The following is an 18,563-nucleotide window of genomic DNA, read 5'->3' on the forward strand; positions in this document are numbered from 1 at the left end:
CTATTTCAGCGCTTCCAGCCAGGTCAGAATCTCGCTCTCCAGCCGGATGCGCGCGTCGGACCAGCTATGGTCGGTCGCGACATGAAGGGTTTTGACCCTTGATCCGCCTGCCTTGCGGATCGCCTCGGCGAGCGCGTCGGTTCCCGGCGCGAGCCCGTCGTCCGACGACAGGATGAACAGGTTCGTCGCGGCGAGCGCCGATGCGGCGTTGGTAAAGTCGAAGCTGTTCCTGTTCGCGATCATTTCGTCGGCCATCGTTTCGGGAGACGTACCGGCCAGCGCCTCCTGTCCGTTTTCGCGCATCTCGGCAGCAAGCTGATCGCGCGGCGCATTGCCGAACGCACCGAGGTTCGCGGCCGATATCATTACGGCGCCGCGAAGATCCTTGTCGGCTGCGGCAGTGAGCGCGGTCACCCAGCCGCCCATGCTATGACCAATGATGACGAGGCGTTTCGGATCGATCCTGAGTTTTGCAGTGTTCGCCGGATCGCGGGCGAAGGCGAGGACGGCGTTCGCGTCCTCCAGATTCTGCGCGAAGCGGTACTGGCCGGGGCTGCCCCATGATCCGCGATAGTTGAAGGTGATGACCGTCCAGCCCGCGCGGCGCATCGCCTGCGCAAGGTCGAGGCTTTTTTCGTTGCCGGGAAGGCCGTGGCAGAGGACGACGGTCGGGTGCGGCCCGGCGCCGGCGGCGATATAGACGACGCCGTTGATCTCGACCCCGCCGGTCGGGATATGGACGACCTCCATCGCGGCGGGATGCGCTTTGTCGGGCGCGGGGTCGGTGTAGATGGCGGCCGGAATGTCCGGCGCCTCGGCCTGCACGGCGAAGGGCAGGGTGGCCAATGCTGTCGCGACAAGCAGATATCGCATCCTATTCTCCCTTGAAAGCGGCGAAGCTGCCGCCGCGCCCGGTGCCTTCGGTAAAGCGCTTCGCGCCCGCTGCCGCCCCTTGGCGCAGCGGTGCGGCGCCTGCGTGCGCCTCGTGCGCCAGTGCGCCTTCAATGTCGAAATCCCACTGGCGATAGGCGCTGAGCCGGTCGCTGTTCATGCAGATTTGCAGAAAGGCCGCAATCTGCCTTGCCAGTTCGACCGAGGCAGCCAGCGCTCCGCCATCGGCGACGACGCGATCCGCGAGGCCGATACGCAGTGCCTCGTCGGCGGCCACCGGCCGGCCGGTCAGGATCATGTCCATCGCGCGGCCCTGCCCGACGATACGCGGCAGGCGAACGGTACCGCCATCGATGAGTGGAACGCCCCAGCGACGACAATAGACGCCGAACACGGCGCTTTCGGCGGCGATGCGCATGTCGCACCAGAGAGCGAGTTCGAGACCGCCAGCAACCGCATGTCCCTCGACCGCGGCGATCACCGGCTTTTCAAGCAGCATCCGCGTCGGACCCATCGGGCCGGGGCCGTCGGGATCGTAGCGCGACGTGCCGACCGCTCCGAGATCGAAACCCGCGCAGAAATGCCCGGCGCTGCCGGTAAGGATCGCGATGCGCGCGCTGTCGTCTTTCGCAAACGCCGTGAAGGCGTCGCGCAACGCGATGGCGGTATCGGGATCGACGGCATTGCGTTTGGCAGGCCGGTCGATCGTCACAATCGTAACCGGGCCATCATGGTCGATCAGAACGGTCATATACTCTCCAATGCTCGGCGATCCGATGCTCTTTCGGGCTAGCACGACCGATGGGGCGGGGGCAAAGCCTTGCAACACCGATCGCGGCTCCCTAAATAACAGTCATGCGGGCCGGGCCCCTCTGGCGTCGGCGGAAGAAATTCCGCCACGTGATGTCGGACCGCATCGGGTGACACCGATGCTCTGGGCCCTCCTCCCCCCTCAATCCTGGGTCCGGCATCGGCGTCACCTGCTTGATTTTTCAATCAGGAGGCCCCTTTTATGACGCTTAATCCCCGATTTTACCGGCTGACCGTGCTGCATCGCCAGCTTGACGATGCGCTGCGCCGTGAAAATCGCCGCGGCGATGGTGACCCGTTCCGGCTGCTGCGGCTCAAGACGCTGAAGCTCGCCGTGCGCGAGCGGCTTGCCGGCCTGTCGCGCCGACCCGCGCTGACGCTCTGACCTGACACAATAAGCGACTGACGGCGCTGCCCGGCAAGGGCGGCGCCCTTGGTGCACACCAGGGATATTCACCATGGAATTTCTGTTCGCCGACTGGCTGGGTACGCCCGCCTGGTTCTGGCTGGCTTTCATCGGCCTTGTCGTCGCGCTGACGGCTTTCGACCTTGGCTTTCTCAACAAGGAGAACAAGGAGATGGGGGTTGGCGAAAGCCTGAAGCTTTCGCTCTTCTACATCAGCATCGCCCTCGCATTCGGCGCGTGGATATGGATGGAGAAAGGCGGCGAAGCCGGCCTCCAATATTATACCGGCTTCTTCATCGAGAAGGCGCTGTCGATCGATAATATCTTCGTGATTTCGCTGATCTTCACGACTTTCGCGATCCCACCGCGTTTTCAGTATCGCGCGCTCCTCTGGGGGATCGTCGCGGTGATCGTGCTGCGCGGTATCATGATTGCGGGTGGCGCGGCGCTCGTCACGGAATATGGCTGGCTGCTCTATGTCTTCGCGGCCTTCCTGATCTTCACCGGCATCAAGATGCTGTTCGCGGGCGAAAAGCCGATGGACGTCGCCGGCAATCCGGTGGTCAAATGGCTGTCGCGCCATATTCCGATCACACATGAACTGCGCGGCGAGAAATTCTTCGTGCGCGTTCCCGATACGAAGACCGGAAAACTCGCGCTCGCCGCAACGCCGCTGTTCCTGGCGCTCGTCGTGATCAACCTGGCCGACCTGGTATTCGCGGTCGACAGCGTGCCCGCGATCTTCGCGATCACGACCGACACCTTCATTGTCTATACGTCGAACATCATGGCGATCCTTGGCCTGCGCGCGCTCTACTTCGCGCTCGCGGCGATGGTGCACCGTTTCCACTATCTCAAATATGCGCTCGCGCTGGTGCTCGTCTTCATCGGGTCGAAGATCTTCGTCGCCGACTTCATCCTCGGCGGCGACAAATTTCCGCCGCTCGTCAGTCTGGGCGTGACCGTCGCACTGATAGCCGGCGGCGTGATCTGGTCGCTGGTGAAGACGCGGGAGGAAGATGCCGCAGCCGCATAGGGCGGGAGGGCGGGTGTCAGACCCGCCCTTTCAGACGGCCATCAGCAAGACGTCGTCATCGCGCGGAGCACCTGCTTCGAACGAGGGCAGCGGTTCGAAGGTCTCATCCTCAAGCTCGGGAGCGCCAAGGCCATCGAGCTTGAAATGGCCTAGGCGGCGTTCGTCGTCGGACCGCCAATTCTTGTCGAGATTCAAGGCGCTGACGAACAGCGCGCCATGTCGTTCGAAGAGCTGGTGGGGCGCAAGCGTCATGCGCGTACCATTATAGCGCGCCGTAACCCTGCGGCGTCGCGCGATGGCTTCCATCAGCTTCAGCCGGTTGTCACTCATGTAAAATCGCCTTGGGGAGGTTTTGTGCGTTGCAGCATAATGCCTCGTCGGCGTCTGCGATTCAAGGGGGAGGGTGTCCGCTACGCCAGTTTTTCTTGAGGGGCCCACGAAAATGTCCGCCGGAGGCCTTGCGGCTTCCGGCGGACAGGCTTTCCTCCCCAGGAAAGCTCGGGAGGCGCGGGACATCGGGTCGCTGGATGCCCCGCGCCAGGACGGGTGGCACGAGGGGGTGCAACGGGCCCCTCGCGCCAAGCTCGTATCAGGCGGCGAACTGATTCATGGTGTTGTCCTTGCCCGCGGCCTTGAGGGCCGCTTCGCCCGCGAAATATTCCTTGTGGTCGTCGCCGATATCGCTGCCCGACATATTCTGGTGCTTCACGCAGGCGATGCCCTGTCGAATTTCGGCGCGCTGGACGCCCTTGACGTAGCCGAGCATCGCTTCGTCGCCGAAATATTCCTTGGCGAGGTTGTCGGTGCTGAGCGCCGCCGTGTGATAGGTCGGCAGGGTGATCAGGTGATGGAAGATGCCAGCCCGCTTGGCCGCGTCGCGCTGGAAGGTGCGGATGCGATTGTCGGCCTCGTCGCCAAGTTCGGTGCCATCATAATCGACGCCCATCAGCTTCGCACGATCATAGGCGCTGACGTCCTTGCCTTCGGCCTGCCAGCCATCGAACACCTGCTGGCGGAAGTTGAGCGTCCAGTTGAAGCTGGGCGAATTATTGTAGGCCAGCTTCGCATTGGGAACGACTTCGCGGATGCGGTCGACCATGCCGGCGATCTGTTCGATGTGCGGCTTTTCGGTCTCGATCCACAGCAGGTCGGCGCCGTTCTGAAGGCTGGCGATGCAGTCCATGACACAGCGATCCTCGCCGGTTCCCGGACGGAACTGGTAAAGGTTCGAGGGCAGGCGCTTCGGACGCATCAGCTTGCCGTCGCGGTTGATGAGGACGTCGCCCGGGTTGCCCGCGCCTTCGACCTCTTCGCAGTCGAGGAAGCTGTTATACTGATCGCCAAGGTCGCCGGGTTCCTTCGAGAAGGCGATCTGCTTGGTGAGGCCCGCGCCGAGACTGTCGGTGCGCGTCACGATGATGCCGTCCTCGACGCCGAGTTCCATGAAGGCGTAGCGGCAGGCGCGGATCTTCGCGATGAAATCCTCGTGCGGCACGGTAACCTTGCCGTCCTGATGGCCGCACTGCTTTTCGTCCGAGACCTGGTTCTCGATCTGCAGCGCGCAGGCGCCGGCCTCGATCATCTTCTTGGCGAGGAGATAAGTCGCCTCGGCGTTGCCGAAGCCCGCGTCGATGTCGGCGATGATCGGCACGACATGCGTTTCATGATTGTCGATCGCGGCCTGGATCTGTTTGGCCTTGAGCTCATCACCCTCGGCGCGTGCGGCGTCGAGTTCGCGGAACAAGCCGCCGAGTTCGCGGGCGTCGGCCTGGCGCAGGAAGGTGTAGATTTCCTCGATCAGCGCCGGAACGCTGGTCTTTTCGTGCATCGACTGGTCGGGCAGCGGACCGAATTCGCTGCGCAGTGCGGCAATCATCCAGCCCGAGAGATAGATGTAACGGCCCTTGGTGGTGCCGAAATGCTTCTTGACCGAGATCATCTTCTGCTGCGCGATGAAGCCGTGCCAGCAGCCGAGCGACTGGGTGTAGTTGGCGGGATCGGCGTCATAGGCGGCCATGTCGGCGCGCATGATGCGGGCGGTGTAACGCGCGACGTCGAGGCCGGTGCGGAACTTGTTCTGGGCGCGCATGCGGGCGATGCTTTCGCCGCTGATGCCGTCCCACGTGCCGTCATAGTCGCGGATGAGGCGGCCTGCCTGCGCCATGTCTTCTTGGTAGCCCATCGTCTTGTCCTTGGCTGCGACCCGGAGGGGCCGTGAGGTGATGGGGGCTTTTTGCCGACCCTTGCGGACAAAGTGAAAAGCTTTGTCAATAATTCTTGTGAATTATGCCGATGAAGTGCAAAATGGCGTGTAAATTAGTAAAGAAAGTTACAATCATGGCTGAACGGCGCATCTTCGCGGGGCCGGCGGTACGCAAGGTGCGGCGCGAGGCGGCCATGACGCAGGCGGCCATGGCCGAAGCCCTCGACATTTCGCCAAGCTATCTCAATCTCATCGAACATGGCCAGCGCCCGCTCAGTGCGACGGTGATTGTAAGGCTGGCCGAACGGTTCGGGTTCGATACCGCGAAACTGGGCGCGGAGGATCTGCCCGGCGGCCTTGCCGGTCTTCGGCGGCGGCTTTCCGATCCGCGCTTTGCCGACCTTGGCATTGGGGCGCAGGAAATCGAAGAGTGGGTGCAGAGCGCGCCAGCGACCGCGGCCGCCTTTGCGCGGATGTTCGACGTCGCGGGTGAGGCGGCGGCGCCCGTTCTCGCCGAAGCGCCCGAAGTCGACGCGGTTCGACGCGCGATCGAGAAATGGCGCAACCATTTCCCCGACCTCGATGTGCGTGCCGAGGAGCTGGCCGACGAATTGCGGCTTGCCGGGGGTGACCTGTATGGCACGATCGCAGAGAGGCTGCGCACGCGCCATCAGCTTGGCATTCGCATCCTTCCCGCCGATGTCATGCCCGATCGGCTGCGCTGGCTAGACTGGCATGCAAGGCAGTTGATGCTGAGCGAATTGCTGCGCCCGGCGTCGCGGACCTTTCAGGCCGCGGCAACGCTTGCGCAGATCGAGGCGAAGACAGAGATCGATGCGCTGGTTGTCGGAGCGGAGTTTGCCGAGGCGGCCGCAGCGCGGATGTTTGAAAGGCATCTGATCCACTATTTCGCAGCGGCGTTGATGATGCCTTACGGCCGGTTCCTGCGGGCGTGCGACGCGACGGGATATGATCTGCTGTTGCTTCAGCGACGTTTCGGCGCCGGGTATGAGCAGGTCGCGCACCGGCTGACCACCTTGCAACGTGTCGGCGCACGCGGACTGCCCTTTTTCATGCTGCGGATCGACCGGGCGGGACAGGGGAGCAAACGCTATGCGGGGGCGAGCCAGTCACCCCTTGTGGATGGCGACGCACGCTGCCCGCTTTGGGGTCTGCACGAAGCGTTTGCCCGGCCGGGAGAGGTGGTGGCCGATCTGGTCGAACTGGAAGATGGCTCGCGCTGGTTCACTCAGTCGCGCAGCGTTGCGGCACCAGGTGCCACCGGCAGCGGCACGCCCGCACGCTTCGCGGTCTGTGTCGGCGTCGATGCCAAGGTCGCCGCACCGCTGATCGCTGCGCGTGGGATCGACCTGATGCGCAGCCCTGCCACTCCGATCGGTCTTGGTTGCCGGCGCTGCGTGCGCACCGGGTGCATCCAGCGCTCGATGCCGCCGCTCGGGCGTCCGCTGCGCTTCCGGGATGGCGAGCGCGGCATGAGCGCGTTCGACTTCGCTGGCGACTGAAACGCGGGGATATACGTCAATTTAAGAAAATCCATTGTAGCGCCGGAGGTTGAGGTCGGCGGGGGGCCGTCCTCGGAACGACGGGGCCGTTTGAGGAATGCTGGTTCGAATCAAACCGGAAGATGTCGAGATCGGCATGTTCATCCACGCCTTTGAAGGGTCGTGGTTCGATCATCCGTTCTGGACGAAGCATTTCTGTGTCGAAACGGCCGAACAGCTTCTTCGTATCCGTGGGTCGGCGATCGACGGGTTGGTCATCGACCAGAGCCGAAGTCGCGTAACGACCAGCGAAGCGGTATCGCCGCCGCAATTTACTCGCCCAACGGCTGTCGAAGAGGTCGCGCCACCGTTCCGTCGCGCTCAAGTGGCTTTCGGTTTGCCGTCGACACCGCCACGGGACGAACTGCGCCGAAAGCCGGGCTATAACAGTGAATGTCGCCGCGCGCGCCGCCTGATCGACAAGTCGCGTGACGCGGTCATCGACATGTTCGACACGGCACGTCTTGGCCGTGCGGTCGAGGCGCGGCGCATGGTTCCGCTGGCACGTTCGATCGGCGATTCGATCGAGCGCGATACCAAGGCGCTGGTGAATCTCGTGCGGCTGAAGGAAAAGGACGAATATACCTACGTCCATTCGGTCGCGGTGTGCGCGCTGATGATGAATTTCGGGCGCCATCTGGGACTCGACGAGCCGGTGGTTCAGGATCTGGGGGTCGCGGGATTGCTCCATGACCTGGGCAAGGTCGCCATCGCGGACGACATATTGAACAAGAACGGAAGCCTGTCCGAAGGCGAGCTGCATTCGGTGCGCGGGCATCCACTCGCCGGGCACGCCCTGCTCGAAAATTCGCAGGGCGTTCCCGAGGCCGCGCTCGAGGTTTGTCTTCGCCATCACGAAAAGCTCGACGGTGGCGGCTATCCGGGGGGATTGCGCCGCGAGGCCCTTTCCCTTTTCGCGCGCATGGGTGCGATCTGCGACGTGTATGACGCCGTCACCTCGAACCGACCATACAAGGCGGCGTGGGCGCCATGCGAGGCGTTGACCGAAATGCAGGGATGGACAGGGCATTTCGATGTGCCGTTGCTTGACCGTTTTGCCGATAGTCTGGGGATTTTTCCGATCGGTACGCTGGTGCGCCTTTCCTCCGGGGAATTGGGAATCGTGATGGGCAGCGGTGGCGAGGCATGGGAAGACGTGATGGTTCGCGTCTTCTTCGACTGTGAAACACTCGCCGAATGCGACCCCTTTGATCGCGCGGTCGCTCCGTCGGCCGAAAACCCGCGAATTGTCGGACGCGATAGCCCGACCTTCTGGCGGTTCCCCGACTGGGATATGATGCGGTGGCGCGTGATGGCGGCCGAGGTTGCGGCATAGGACTGGCCCGCGTCGCAAAACTCTGCAAATAAGAGAAACTTGTTCAGCATAGCGAGCCAAAGTGACCGCGATCAACACCGACGCCTTTCGCCTTCTTCTGGAAAGCGTTCCCGATGGATTCTTCGTCCATGACGAGAGCGGTCGGTTTCTCGATGTCAATGCGCGGTCCTGCATCGATCTTGGCTATTCCCGTGAGGAATTGCTGGGGATGTCGATCAACGACATCTCGCGAGGGGCCGAAGGCGAAGCCAACGAGCGGCAGTGGGCCGAGGCCCCCGTCGGGATGGCGATGAGTTTCCTGGAACGGGCGCTCCGCAAGGACGGGTCGACCTTTCCGGTCGAGATCAGCCTGACCTGCCAGATGATCGGCGACCGAAAGCTGTTCTTCGGCCTTGCGCGCGACGTCAGCGAACGCGAAACCGCGCATGCGGCCATCGAATGCCAGATCGCGGATCGGACCGCCGAACTGGCGGATGCCAACGAACGCCTGACCATGGCTGTCCGCGTCGGTGGCCTGGGTATTTGGGATTATGACATTGTCGCCGACCAGCTTCAGTGCGACGAGCAATGGTACAGGATCATGGGGCGCAAAGCCGAGCGGCCTGTTCGGACGATCGCCGAATTTCGCGAATTCATCCATCCCGAAGATGTCGATGCCGCCACGGAGGTTGATCGCACGGCCGCCGATCTGGCTGCGATGGGGCGCGACTATGGCATGCTCTTCCGTATCTTTCGTCCTGATGGAAGTATGCGCTGGGTGCGGTCGGCAGCCCGCATAGTCGGAGATTCGCTGGGACAACCCGTGCGTGCGGTGGGTTTCGTCGTCGATATCACGGAATCGAGGCTTGCCGAACAGACGCTCGAACGCAGCGCGCTCGAGGATCCGCTGACCGGGCTTGCCAACCGCAGGCGCCTCGACGACGAACTGGTAAAGGCATGCCTGCATGCGACGCGCTCTGGCGAACCTCTGACGTTGGCGATGATCGATGTCGATCATTTCAAGCTTTATAACGACGGGGAGGGTCATGTTCGCGGCGACGCGGCGTTGAAAGCGCTTGCGGGGATATTGCAGGGCGTCACACGGCGCCCATATGATCTTGCGGCGCGCTATGGTGGTGAGGAGTTTCTGCTGCTGCTCCCCGGAGTCGACTCGCCCGAACCCATTTTCCAACGGATCATGGATGAGTTGCGGGCGCTTCTTATCCCGCATCCGTCCTCGCCGGTTGCGCCCCATCTGACCGTGAGCTGTGGTTGCGTCATCGCATCCGAACTTGCCGACTTTGCGCCTCTCGATCTGGTGACGGCGTGCGACCGTGCCTTGTATCGCGCCAAGCAAGGCGGCCGCGACCGCGTCGAGATTATCCGCCTCTGAGCGTCCGGATTTCTGTCCCTTAGAGCAGTAGCCAGCGCGGCACCGCGCGGCGGTAGGCGTCGTAGGCGTCACCGAATTGCCTGGACAGATGGATTTCCTCGACGCGCGTCTGGAGATGGCATGCGGCGATGAAGGTCAGTGCGCCGGCCCAGCCCCACGGCGTTCCGGCGGCGACTGCGATACCGAGAGCCATCAGGATCATCCCGACGAAGATCGGGTTTCGGCTGACGCGGAACAGTCCGGCGCGGACGAATAGCGGCGCGTCCCCATCACGCACCCCGATCCGCCAGGCGTTGCCCATCTGGATTTGTGCGATCGCGACGATCAGCGCGCCGAGCGCGATGCCGACGGTTCCGAAGGCCCGCCGATCAGGGGGGACGGTGAGTGCGCCCGATGCCAGCAAGGCCGACAGCACGACCAGTGTGCCGCACGAGACTACAAAGACGACGCCCGACAGCCGCTGCATTCCGCGTGCATTCGTGAAAGCCCAGGCGCTGGTGCCCGATCGTGCCCGCACGGCGCGCCCGCGCAGCAAGGTCATCAGAATGACGAGCAGAAAAAGCAGGAAAGGCAGGGTGGCAAGCATCGGCATTCTCCCGTTCTGAGGGTCGATGCGTGATTCGCTACACCCTGTAGGAACTACAGGGTCAAGGGGCCGGGGGGCGATTGACGGGCTCTCACGGCTTCCCGCACTTCCTGGCTGCGGTCCAGCGGCATCACCAGGATATCGTCGCCATCGACGATCACGGCGACGTCCCGCATTCCGATGACCGAAACCCGCTTCCGTCCGGCGCGAACCAGTGTTCCCGCGGCGTCGTGCAGGAAGACGTCGCCGGTCGTGGCATTCCCGTTCCCGTCCTTGGCTTCCGCAAGATTGTACACGGCCTGCCAACTTCCGAGGTCGGACCAACCCATCGATACGGGTACGACCGCGACACGGTCGTCCTTTTCCATCACCGCATAATCGATCGAGTCCGACGGTGCCCGCGCAAAGGAAGACGCATCGGCATAGAAGGCATCGCCGTCGTACCGGCCCGCCGCCACCGACTGCTCCACCGCCTCGAAAATCGCGCGGCATTGTTCGAGCATCGCATCGCGCATCCGTCCAGCCCGGAACAGAAAAATCCCCGCGTTCCAGCTATATCCCCCTATCGCAAGCATGCGTTCGGCGTCTTCCAGCGGTGGCTTCTCGACGAACCGATCGACCGCGAAGCCGCCTTGCTCCAATGCGCCGCCGCTGGCGATATAGCCGAAACCGGTATCGGGACGATCGGGCGCGATGCCGAATGTCACGAGCCAGTCCTGGCGGGCGAGGTCCGCGCCGAGCGTGATCGCCGCGTGGAAGGCATCGACATCTGCAATGACATGGTCGCTCGGCATGACCAGCAGCAGGTCCTCGGCGTCGGCGCGCGCCACGGCGAGCGCGATCGCCGCAGCCGTGTTGCGCGCGATGGGTTCGACCAGCAGGATGGCTTCGCGGCCATCCATCTGGTCGCGAACGGCGACGACATGGGGATCGCCGCACACCACAAAGGGCGGCAGGAACGCCGACCCCGCGGGCGTTCGCCGCAAGGTTTGCCGAAACAGGCTTTCCTCGCCGTGCAGGGACAGAAACTGCTTGGCCTGTGTGCCGCGTGATTCGGGCCATAGGCGGGTTCCGGCACCGCCGCACAGGATAACGGGTCGTATCATAACGCTCATCGGTTCGATGTATCGCCTTGCCGTATCTCCGTCATCCCTCAATAGGGTGCGTCCAAGTGTAAAATTAACCGACAGTTGACGCCTCTGCGCTACGGTCGTTTCCCGAAAGGGCCAGATGTTTCCATGTTCCGACTGTTCAAACATTATGTGCCACACGCGGTCGTTTGGCTGGCGCTGATCGAGTTCATCGCATTGCTCGGTTCGGCCGAGGGGGCGTGGCACATCTATGCGCATTTTGCCGACTTTGACGCGGGTGATCTTGGGACCCGCTGGTTGCCGCTTACCACCTTCGCCCTGTCCAACTCGCTCGCGATGATGGCAACCGGCATGTACGGAAACGAGGCACTGCGGTCGATGAAGTTCGCGACCGCGCGCCTTCTGGCGGCTATTTCGCTGGGCGTCATCTTCCTTGCCGTTGTCGGATTCCTCTTGCCGACCGCGACATTGTGGCGGGTGAACAGTCTCTACGCGATGGGCCTGGCAATTGCGGCGCTGTTCGTCATTCGCCTGATCCTGACGCAGTCGGCGGGAGCGGAAGCCTTTAAGCGCCGGATTCTTGTTTTGGGAGCAGGGTCGCGCGCCGCCCGGCTGCAGTCGCTGGCAGAGATGCCGGGCAGCGGGCTGGAGATCGCCGGCTTCGTCGCGATGTCGGGCAGCGAAAAGGTGGTGAAGGGCGCGGTTGCGCGGGAAGCGATCCCCAATCTGTCCGAACATGTCGTCGCGCTTGGTGCGGGTGAAGTTGTGATGGCCATGGAGGAACGGCGTAACACGCTGCCGCTGGGAGATCTGCTTCGCGTCAAGACGACCGGCGTGCATGTCAACGATATCGCCAGCTTTATCGAGCGAGAGACCGGGCGCGTCGATCTGGCGACGACAAACCCAAGCGCGCTCATCTTTTCCGACGGCTTTTCGGCGGGGCAGCGAATCTCGAAGGTCGGCAAGCGCGTGTTCGACATCCTGGCAAGTCTGATCGTCCTCGTCGTCGGTCTGCCCTTGATCCTGCTCGCGGGAATCGCGGTGAAGCTCGATAGCAAGGGCCCCGTCCTCTATCGTCAGTCGCGGGTCGGGTTGTTCGGCGAACCGTATGACATCTACAAGATCCGGTCGATGCGCGCCGATGCGGAAGCCGCGGGAAAAGCCGTTTGGGCGAGCGAGAATGACCCGCGGATCACCCGCGTCGGCAACGTCATCCGCAAGCTTCGTATCGACGAACTGCCACAGCTCTGGTGCGTGTTGAAAGGGCATATGAGCTTTGTCGGCCCGCGTCCCGAGCGGCCGTGCTTCGTCGACGAGTTGGAGGAGCAACTGCCCTATTATGCCGAACGGCATATGGTGAAGCCGGGCCTCACCGGCTGGGCGCAGATCAACTATCCTTATGGCGCGTCGGTCGAGGACGCGCGCGCGAAGCTCGAATATGATCTTTACTATGCGAAGAATTATTCGCCCTTCCTCGACCTTTTGATCCTGCTCCAGACCGTGCGCGTCGTGTTGTGGCCGGAGGGGGCGCGCTGACCGTGATGCTCGCCGGTCTGTCCGATATTCTGTCTGCGTTGGCGCTAGCGGCTTTTGCGGGGGTTGCGTTGTGGCTGCTCGCACGGCCGCGGAGTCGGATGTTGGTGCTGATGCCGGCACCGCGCTGGCTGGCGATCGCGGCCGCGGCGACCGCCGCGTGGTGTGGGGCACTTTATGTCTGGTCGCCCGGATCGTCGCAGGCGCTGGTCGTGCAGGCTTTGCGCGACCTTGCGATGCTGGGCTGGCTGCGCATGACATTCTGGTCGCCGTCAGCGCCGATGTCGCGGCCGCTCCGCTTGGTCCTTCGCCTGCTGATGACGATCAGCGGCGCGATGCTGCTCGTCGGCGGGGCCGCGCACTGGCGCCACGGCGCGGAGGCCGCCGAGTGGCTGGGCTCGACGCTCGCCATCTCGGCCATGATCGTGGCGACGGGTGGATTGCTCATTGTCGATGGCGCGGTGCGCCGCGCGGGTGCCGGGCTGCGAATGCCGGTGATGGCCGTCGCGGGCGGCTTTGCGATGCTCTGGTCCTATGAACTCAACGTGCAGTTGATCGGTGCGCTGACGGACAAGCCCGCGTCGACGTTGATCCATCTGCTTCCCGCAGTTGCGCTGTTGATCCTGCCGACGTTCGTGGTCGCCGCGATGGATGTCGGGCGCGAGCGGATCCGATTGTCGCGGACGGCGGCGATGCGGACGCTGATCCTGATCGGCGCTGCGACCTATCTGATCCTGATCGGTCTCGTCGGTGCGCTCGCGCGGTTGATCGGCGGCGACTATGGCGAACTGGCGCAGGGTACTTTCCTGATCTTTGCGCTCGGCGCGGGCGGGCTGCTGTTCCTCTCTGCGCGCGCCCGCGCATGGTTGTCGGTGATGATCTCGAAGCATTTTTTCGAGCATCGCTATGACTATCGCGCCGAGTGGATGCGCTTCACCGCGACGCTCGCGCAGGGCGATGGCGAAGACGACCGAAACCTCCATCGCCGTGCCGCGAAAGCGCTTGCGGAGTTGACGGGCAGCCCGGGCGCGTTGCTGATGCTGCCCGATGCCCTGGGGGCGTTCCGTGTTGCCGAGCAATGGCACTGGCCGGCGGGAATCGAGGGCGAAGCGTCGCTATCGCTTCGGTCGGCGTTCATGCTGCAGGAAACCCGGCACATCGTCGATCTGGATGCCGAACGGCGGGGTCGATCGTCAGACGAACAGGATCTGGCCGTCCCCGACTGGCTGCTTGCCGATCCGCGCGCATGGGTGGTTGTGCCAGTGCTGCACTTCCACCGGATGATCGCGGTCGTTGTCCTTCACCGCCCGCCGGTGTCGCGCGCGCTCGATTGGGAAGATCTCGATGTACTGCGTATCGCGGGGCAGCAGGCCGCAAGCTACCTTGCTGAATCGCAAAGTCAGGCAGCGCTGTCCGAAGCGAAGCGTTTCGACGAATTCAATCGGCGCTTTGCGTTCATCATGCACGACATCAAGAATCTCGCGAGCCAGCTCAACCTCCTTGCAAGTAACGCCGAACGCCATGCAGATAAGCCGGCGTTCCGCGCCGATATGGTCGAGACCCTGAAGATATCGTCGGGTCGACTGTCCGACCTGCTCGTCCGTCTGTCGGCGCGCGAGCGCGGCAAGGCGGCCGAAGCAGAACGGACCCTGGTTGAGCCGCTGTTGAACGCGGTTGCGGCCGACGCGAATGCGCGGCGGGCCCTGTTCGTCGGCTGTCAGGCGGGAATTGCCGCATGGGGTGATGCGGGGTCGATCCGCCAAATCGTCCAGCATCTCGTCGCCAACGCAATCGACGCCTCGCCGGCCGATACGGCAGTTCAGGTGATTGCCGTTGCCGAGCAGGGTCGGGCGCGGATCGACGTGATCGATCAGGGCGCGGGCATGACCCGTGCCTTCATCCGCGACGAACTGTTCAAACCCTTCGTATCGACGAAGGAGGGCGGGTTCGGTCTGGGCGCGTTCGAAGCCTTGCAACTCGCGCAAGCGATGGGCGGGACAATCGAAGTGGCAAGCGAACCGGGCAAGGGGAGCAACTTCACCCTGTGGTTGCCGCTCGCCGATACGCGCCCTGGCGGAGCAATCGACGAACGGATCAAGAAGGTGGCAGGTCAATGAGCGAGAATGCAGCCGATGTGCGCAAGCTGCTGGTCGTCGAGGACGACCCCGGTCTCCAGGCGCAGCTCAAATGGGCCTATGACGGCTACGAGGTGCTGATCGCGGGTGATCATGACGGCGCGATGGGTATTCTGCGCGTCGAGGAACCCGCCGTCGTAACGCTCGATCTCGGCCTGCCGCCCGATCCCGACGGGACTCGTGAGGGCTTTCGCGTGCTGAAGGCCATTCTCGAAGCCAAGCCCGACACCAAGGTGATCGTCGTGTCGGGCCATGGCGAGCGGACGAGCGCGCTTGCAGCGATCGCGAACGGAGCGTGGGATTTTTACCAGAAGCCGATCGATATCGAAGAACTGGGTCTGATCGTCCGCCGCGCCTTTCACGTGCGCGAACTGGAGGTCGAAAACGCACGGCTTGCCGAACAGGGTGCGAGCGACAACCGTGTTCTGGGTGCGATGATCACCGGGGCCCCCGAAATGCTAAAGGTCGCGCGGACTATTGAGCGCGTGGCCAACCTCGACGTGTCGGTGATGCTTCTCGGCGCCAGTGGCACCGGCAAGGAACTGCTCGCGCGTGGGCTGCACGAGGCAAGCGGCCGCCGCGATGGTGCCTTTGTCGCGATCAATTGCGCGGCGATCCCGGAAAACCTGCTCGAAAGCGAGCTGTTCGGGCATGAAAAGGGCGCCTTCACGGGTGCGGTCAAGACGACCGAGGGCAAGATTGAGCTGGCACATGGCGGGACGCTGTTCCTCGACGAGGTCGGTGATATTCCGTTGCCGCTTCAGGTGAAATTGCTACGTTTCTTGCAGGAACGAACGATCGAACGGATCGGCGGGCGCAAGGCGATTGCGGTCGATACGCGCATCGTGTGCGCGACGCACCGCAACCTCGATGCGATGATCGCGGAGCAGAGCTTTCGCGACGATCTTTATTACCGGCTTGCGGAAATGGTGGTGAAGATTCCTTCGCTTGCCGAGCGGCCGGGCGATGCGGTGTTGCTCGCGCGCCATTTCCTGCATCAATATGCGCCAGCGATGAATCCCGCGGTACGCGGCTTCGCGCCAGACGCGCTGCAGGCGATCGACGAGGGGGGCTGGCAGGGCAATGTTCGCGAGCTTGAAAATCGCGTCAAACGTGCCGTGATCATGGCCGACGGCAAGCTGGTGACGCCGGGCGATCTTGATCTTGCGGGACGGTCGGATGGAGAGGGCGAAGGCGGTGAGGATTACCTGAATCTGCGTAGCGCGCGCGAGGCGGCGGATCGCGTCGCGATCCGCCGCGCCATGACGCAAAGCGACGGCAATATCTCGCTTGCTGCGAAGTTGCTCGGGATCAGCCGCCCCACCCTGTACGATCTGCTCAAGCAATATCGGATGCACGCCTGAATGGGCATCGCTCGGCCTCTGCTTGCTGCTCTGATTGCGGCAGCGGTGCTGGCCGGCTGCAATGGCGCCCCTGCGGCGGCATCGCGCGATGTCTGGCGGCAGCAGATCGCCGAACAGAAGGCCGCGATCGCGAATGATCCTCACGATATCGCGGCGCGGGTCAAACTGGCGCGCGCGCAGATCCGATTGGGTGACGGGATCGGTGCCGAGGCGACGGTCAGGGCAGCGCTCGCGGCTGGGGGAAAGGGGGACTATCTGCGCCCCCTGCTTGCGCGGGCATATGCGCTGCAGGGCGATGGTACGCGCGCCTTCGAGACGCTCGACGGCGGGCCGATCGCGCCTGACATGATCGGCGAAGCCGCATGGGTTGCGGGCGACATTCATCTCGACAACGGAAATCTCGACGCGGCGCGCGACGCCTATGACCGTGCGGTTCGAGAACTGCCGCGCAATTCGATGCTGTGGGTTGACGTCGCACGGTTTCGCGACGCCAATGCCGACACGCTGGGCGCGCGGGACGCAATCGACTTCGCGATCGAGCTCGACCGGGGGAACAGCGCTGCCTTTGCGTACAAGGCGAACCTTGTCCGCACCCAACAGGGACTCGGCGCATCGCTAGAATGGTACGAAAAGGCGCTCGCCGCCGACCCGGACAATGCCGATGCCCTGATCGAACAAGCGGCGACCTTTGGCGATCTTGGTCGATACAAGGACATGCTGGCGGCGCTGCGTCGTGCCGCAACGTTCGCGCCGGATAATGCGCGACTCTTTTATCTGCAGGCCGTTCTGGCCGCCCGCGCCGGCAACTATGTGCTTGCGCGCAGCCTGCTTCAGCGAACGCGCGGTGCGCTTGACGATGAACCGGGCTTCATGCTGTTGAGTGCGGTCGTCGAGTTGCAGCTCGGAGGAGAGGCCGTGGCCGCGACCTGGGCGGACCGGTTGATTGCCGAGCAGCCGAACAACCTCGTGGCGCGCCGTATTCTTGCGGTCGCCGACTGGGCAGACGGTGATGCCGATGCTGCCGCCGAGGCGCTGGCGCCGATCGTCGGGCGTACCGATGCCGATAGTTGGTCGCTGCTGCTCGCCGCGCGTGTGGCGGCCGAAACCGGACAGCGCGATGCATCCTTATCCTTCCTTGCGCGCGCCGCGTCGCTGAATCGTGGCAATGCGCCACCGTTTGCGGTCAATGACAGCTATGGCCTGGTCGCGATGGGGGGCGACGCGGCGCCGCTTGATCCGGCGAAGGCGATCCCGGCGATTTCGGCCGATATGGCTGCGGGCAATTATGCCAGCGCCATCGCGCGCGCGACGAAGCTACGCGACGCGAACCGTGGGGTTGCCGACGCTCACATCCTGCTTGGCGACGCTGCGCTCGCCGGCGGGCGTTACGCTCTTGCGATCCAGTCGTACCGTTCCGCTCGCGATCTGGACGCCGGCGAGCGTACGACACTGCGTCTCGCCAACGCGCTTTTCGCCTCGGGAGACTCGGCTGGTTCGGGTGCCGCCATTCTTGCGCTGCGCGACAGCCAGCCGTCGAGCATCGCCGCCGACCGTCTGGCCGGGCATCTGGCGATGGACATCGAGCATTGGGATCAGGCGATCGGGCATTTCGAGCGCGTCCGTCAAAAGATCGGCAACCGCGATGTCGTCGTCTTGCGCGAACTGGCGCGTGCATGGGCCGCCAAGGGCGATCGCGCCCGCGCGCTGCCATTGATCGCGCTCGCCTATCGGCTGCAGCCGCTCAATTCTGAGATCATGCTGTTTTACGCAGACCTGCTCGATCAGCGCGGCGACAGCCAGAACGCCATGGATTTAAGGAACAAGGCTGAACAGATCGGCCGTTGATCAGGCGTCGGTAAGATTGAGCAGCGTCTGGGCGTCGAGACCGATGCGACGCATCTGTTGCGCGACCGGCGGCCAGACATTGGTAAGGAAATCTTCCCGCATCAGTTCACGCAGGCGATCGGTTGCGCCTTCGGCCACGAACATGCCCACGCCGCGCTTCACCGTGACGAGGCCTTCGTCCTGAAACGTCTGATAGGCCTTGGCGACGGTCAGCGGGTTTGCGCCTTCCTCCGCCGCGAGCGATCGGACCGACGGCAACATGTCGCCGTCACGGAAGCTGCCGTCGAGGATGGCGTTCGCGATGACATCGCGCAGACGCTGGTACACGGGTTTGGACTGATCGAGCATGCCGCCTTAATGCCATAAGACAGCAGCACAGTCAAATCTTGAAAG

Annotated in this window: 16 protein-coding genes; 9 read left to right on the forward strand and 7 right to left on the reverse strand. The window is 63.5% G+C overall.

Annotated features, from left to right (window positions below):
• Together JNM03_RS09065 and JNM03_RS09070 are read right to left on the reverse strand one after the other, a co-directional pair.
• The gene (locus JNM03_RS09065) at nucleotides 1-873 is read right to left on the reverse strand and encodes an alpha/beta hydrolase (protein WP_294036128.1); all 873 of its coding nucleotides are present in this window, start codon (nucleotides 871-873) and stop codon (nucleotides 1-3) included.
• 1 nt (nucleotide 874) lies between these two features.
• Nucleotides 875-1,642 carry a crotonase/enoyl-CoA hydratase family protein gene (locus JNM03_RS09070; RefSeq protein ID WP_294036129.1) on the reverse strand — a complete coding sequence of 256 codons (768 nt, stop codon included), beginning with the start codon at nucleotides 1,640-1,642 and terminating at the stop codon, nucleotides 875-877.
• Nucleotides 1,643-1,903: 261 nt separating this feature from the next.
• On the opposite strand from JNM03_RS09070, the gene JNM03_RS09075 reads away from it, so the two are divergent.
• Both JNM03_RS09075 and JNM03_RS09080 read left to right on the forward strand, forming a co-directional pair.
• The gene (locus JNM03_RS09075) at nucleotides 1,904-2,086 is read left to right on the forward strand and encodes a DUF465 domain-containing protein (protein WP_294036130.1); all 183 of its coding nucleotides are present in this window, start codon (nucleotides 1,904-1,906) and stop codon (nucleotides 2,084-2,086) included.
• A 73-nt stretch (nucleotides 2,087-2,159) separates the two neighbouring features.
• Nucleotides 2,160-3,143 (forward strand): TerC family protein, encoded by a 984-nt coding sequence (locus JNM03_RS09080; protein WP_294036131.1) that lies wholly within the window; start codon nucleotides 2,160-2,162, stop codon nucleotides 3,141-3,143.
• 30 nt (nucleotides 3,144-3,173) lie between these two features.
• On the opposite strand, the gene JNM03_RS09085 is transcribed toward JNM03_RS09080, so the two are convergent.
• Entirely contained in the window at nucleotides 3,174-3,473 is a 300-nt protein-coding gene (locus tag JNM03_RS09085; RefSeq protein WP_294036132.1) for a WYL domain-containing protein, read from the reverse strand.
• 259 nt (nucleotides 3,474-3,732) lie between these two features.
• A complete protein-coding gene (locus JNM03_RS09090) occupies nucleotides 3,733-5,325 on the reverse strand; it encodes an isocitrate lyase (RefSeq protein ID WP_294036133.1) in 1,593 nt (530 codons plus the stop codon).
• 155 nt (nucleotides 5,326-5,480) lie between these two features.
• Here JNM03_RS09090 and JNM03_RS09095 point away from each other — a divergent pair, with 155 nt between their 5' ends.
• From JNM03_RS09095 to JNM03_RS09105, 3 genes are all read left to right on the forward strand, one after another.
• Nucleotides 5,481-6,869, forward strand: coding sequence for a short-chain fatty acyl-CoA regulator family protein (locus tag JNM03_RS09095; protein WP_294036134.1), 1,389 nt, complete (start codon nucleotides 5,481-5,483; stop codon nucleotides 6,867-6,869).
• A gap of 97 nt (nucleotides 6,870-6,966) precedes the next feature.
• Nucleotides 6,967-8,244 (forward strand): HD-GYP domain-containing protein, encoded by a 1,278-nt coding sequence (locus tag JNM03_RS09100; protein WP_294036135.1) that lies wholly within the window; start codon nucleotides 6,967-6,969, stop codon nucleotides 8,242-8,244.
• 61 nt (nucleotides 8,245-8,305) lie between these two features.
• Nucleotides 8,306-9,616, forward strand: coding sequence for a sensor domain-containing diguanylate cyclase (locus JNM03_RS09105; protein ID WP_294036136.1), 1,311 nt, complete (start codon nucleotides 8,306-8,308; stop codon nucleotides 9,614-9,616).
• Nucleotides 9,617-9,635: 19 nt separating this feature from the next.
• Here JNM03_RS09105 and JNM03_RS09110 read toward each other — a convergent pair whose 3' ends face one another.
• Complete coding sequence (locus tag JNM03_RS09110) at nucleotides 9,636-10,202, reverse strand: isoprenylcysteine carboxylmethyltransferase family protein (protein WP_294036137.1); 567 nt, start codon at nucleotides 10,200-10,202, stop codon at nucleotides 9,636-9,638.
• Between the two features lie 53 nt (nucleotides 10,203-10,255).
• The gene (locus JNM03_RS09115) at nucleotides 10,256-11,317 is read right to left on the reverse strand and encodes a mannose-1-phosphate guanylyltransferase (protein WP_294036138.1); all 1,062 of its coding nucleotides are present in this window, start codon (nucleotides 11,315-11,317) and stop codon (nucleotides 10,256-10,258) included.
• Between the two features lie 123 nt (nucleotides 11,318-11,440).
• Here JNM03_RS09115 and JNM03_RS09120 point away from each other — a divergent pair, with 123 nt between their 5' ends.
• From JNM03_RS09120 to JNM03_RS09135, 4 genes are read left to right on the forward strand one after another with little or no spacing between them, the layout of a single operon-like run.
• On the forward strand, nucleotides 11,441-12,829 hold the full coding sequence (locus JNM03_RS09120; RefSeq protein ID WP_294036139.1) for a TIGR03013 family XrtA/PEP-CTERM system glycosyltransferase: 1,389 nt from the start codon (nucleotides 11,441-11,443) through the stop codon (nucleotides 12,827-12,829).
• Between the two features lie 5 nt (nucleotides 12,830-12,834).
• Nucleotides 12,835-14,943: an XrtA/PEP-CTERM system histidine kinase PrsK gene (gene prsK / locus JNM03_RS09125; protein WP_294036246.1), complete on the forward strand. Its 2,109-nt coding sequence runs from the start codon at nucleotides 12,835-12,837 to the stop codon at nucleotides 14,941-14,943.
• Entirely contained in the window at nucleotides 14,940-16,325 is a 1,386-nt protein-coding gene (gene prsR / locus JNM03_RS09130) for a PEP-CTERM-box response regulator transcription factor (RefSeq protein ID WP_294036140.1), read from the forward strand. Before prsK ends, prsR begins: the two co-directional genes overlap by 4 nt.
• Nucleotides 16,326-18,170, forward strand: coding sequence for a tetratricopeptide repeat protein (locus tag JNM03_RS09135; protein ID WP_294036141.1), 1,845 nt, complete (start codon nucleotides 16,326-16,328; stop codon nucleotides 18,168-18,170).
• Here the strand turns inward: JNM03_RS09135 and JNM03_RS09140 are convergent, their stop codons facing one another.
• Nucleotides 18,171-18,518, reverse strand: coding sequence for a GntR family transcriptional regulator (locus tag JNM03_RS09140; protein ID WP_294036142.1), 348 nt, complete (start codon nucleotides 18,516-18,518; stop codon nucleotides 18,171-18,173).
• Nucleotides 18,519-18,563 lie beyond the last annotated feature (45 nt).

Source organism: Sphingopyxis sp. (assembly GCF_016793825.1).
Classification (GTDB): domain Bacteria; phylum Pseudomonadota; class Alphaproteobacteria; order Sphingomonadales; family Sphingomonadaceae; genus Sphingopyxis.

What these genes read in the sequence shown, in the direction of transcription:
- JNM03_RS09065 (WP_294036128.1), bottom strand. Translation starts at nt 873, where the DNA reads ATGCGATATCTGCTTGTCGCGACAGCATTGGCCACCCTGCCCTTCGCC.
- JNM03_RS09070 (WP_294036129.1), bottom strand. Translation starts at nt 1,642, where the DNA reads ATGACCGTTCTGATCGACCATGATGGCCCGGTTACGATTGTGACGATC.
- JNM03_RS09075 (WP_294036130.1), top strand. Translation starts at nt 1,904, where the DNA reads ATGACGCTTAATCCCCGATTTTACCGGCTGACCGTGCTGCATCGCCAG.
- JNM03_RS09080 (WP_294036131.1), top strand. Translation starts at nt 2,160, where the DNA reads ATGGAATTTCTGTTCGCCGACTGGCTGGGTACGCCCGCCTGGTTCTGG.
- JNM03_RS09085 (WP_294036132.1), bottom strand. Translation starts at nt 3,473, where the DNA reads ATGAGTGACAACCGGCTGAAGCTGATGGAAGCCATCGCGCGACGCCGC.
- JNM03_RS09090 (WP_294036133.1), bottom strand. Translation starts at nt 5,325, where the DNA reads ATGGGCTACCAAGAAGACATGGCGCAGGCAGGCCGCCTCATCCGCGAC.
- JNM03_RS09095 (WP_294036134.1), top strand. Translation starts at nt 5,481, where the DNA reads ATGGCTGAACGGCGCATCTTCGCGGGGCCGGCGGTACGCAAGGTGCGG.
- JNM03_RS09100 (WP_294036135.1), top strand. Translation starts at nt 6,967, where the DNA reads ATGCTGGTTCGAATCAAACCGGAAGATGTCGAGATCGGCATGTTCATC.
- JNM03_RS09110 (WP_294036137.1), bottom strand. Translation starts at nt 10,202, where the DNA reads ATGCTTGCCACCCTGCCTTTCCTGCTTTTTCTGCTCGTCATTCTGATG.
- JNM03_RS09115 (WP_294036138.1), bottom strand. Translation starts at nt 11,317, where the DNA reads ATGAGCGTTATGATACGACCCGTTATCCTGTGCGGCGGTGCCGGAACC.
- JNM03_RS09120 (WP_294036139.1), top strand. Translation starts at nt 11,441, where the DNA reads ATGTTCCGACTGTTCAAACATTATGTGCCACACGCGGTCGTTTGGCTG.
- prsK (WP_294036246.1), top strand. Translation starts at nt 12,835, where the DNA reads ATGCTCGCCGGTCTGTCCGATATTCTGTCTGCGTTGGCGCTAGCGGCT.
- prsR (WP_294036140.1), top strand. Translation starts at nt 14,940, where the DNA reads ATGAGCGAGAATGCAGCCGATGTGCGCAAGCTGCTGGTCGTCGAGGAC.
- JNM03_RS09135 (WP_294036141.1), top strand. Translation starts at nt 16,326, where the DNA reads ATGGGCATCGCTCGGCCTCTGCTTGCTGCTCTGATTGCGGCAGCGGTG.
- JNM03_RS09140 (WP_294036142.1), bottom strand. Translation starts at nt 18,518, where the DNA reads ATGCTCGATCAGTCCAAACCCGTGTACCAGCGTCTGCGCGATGTCATC.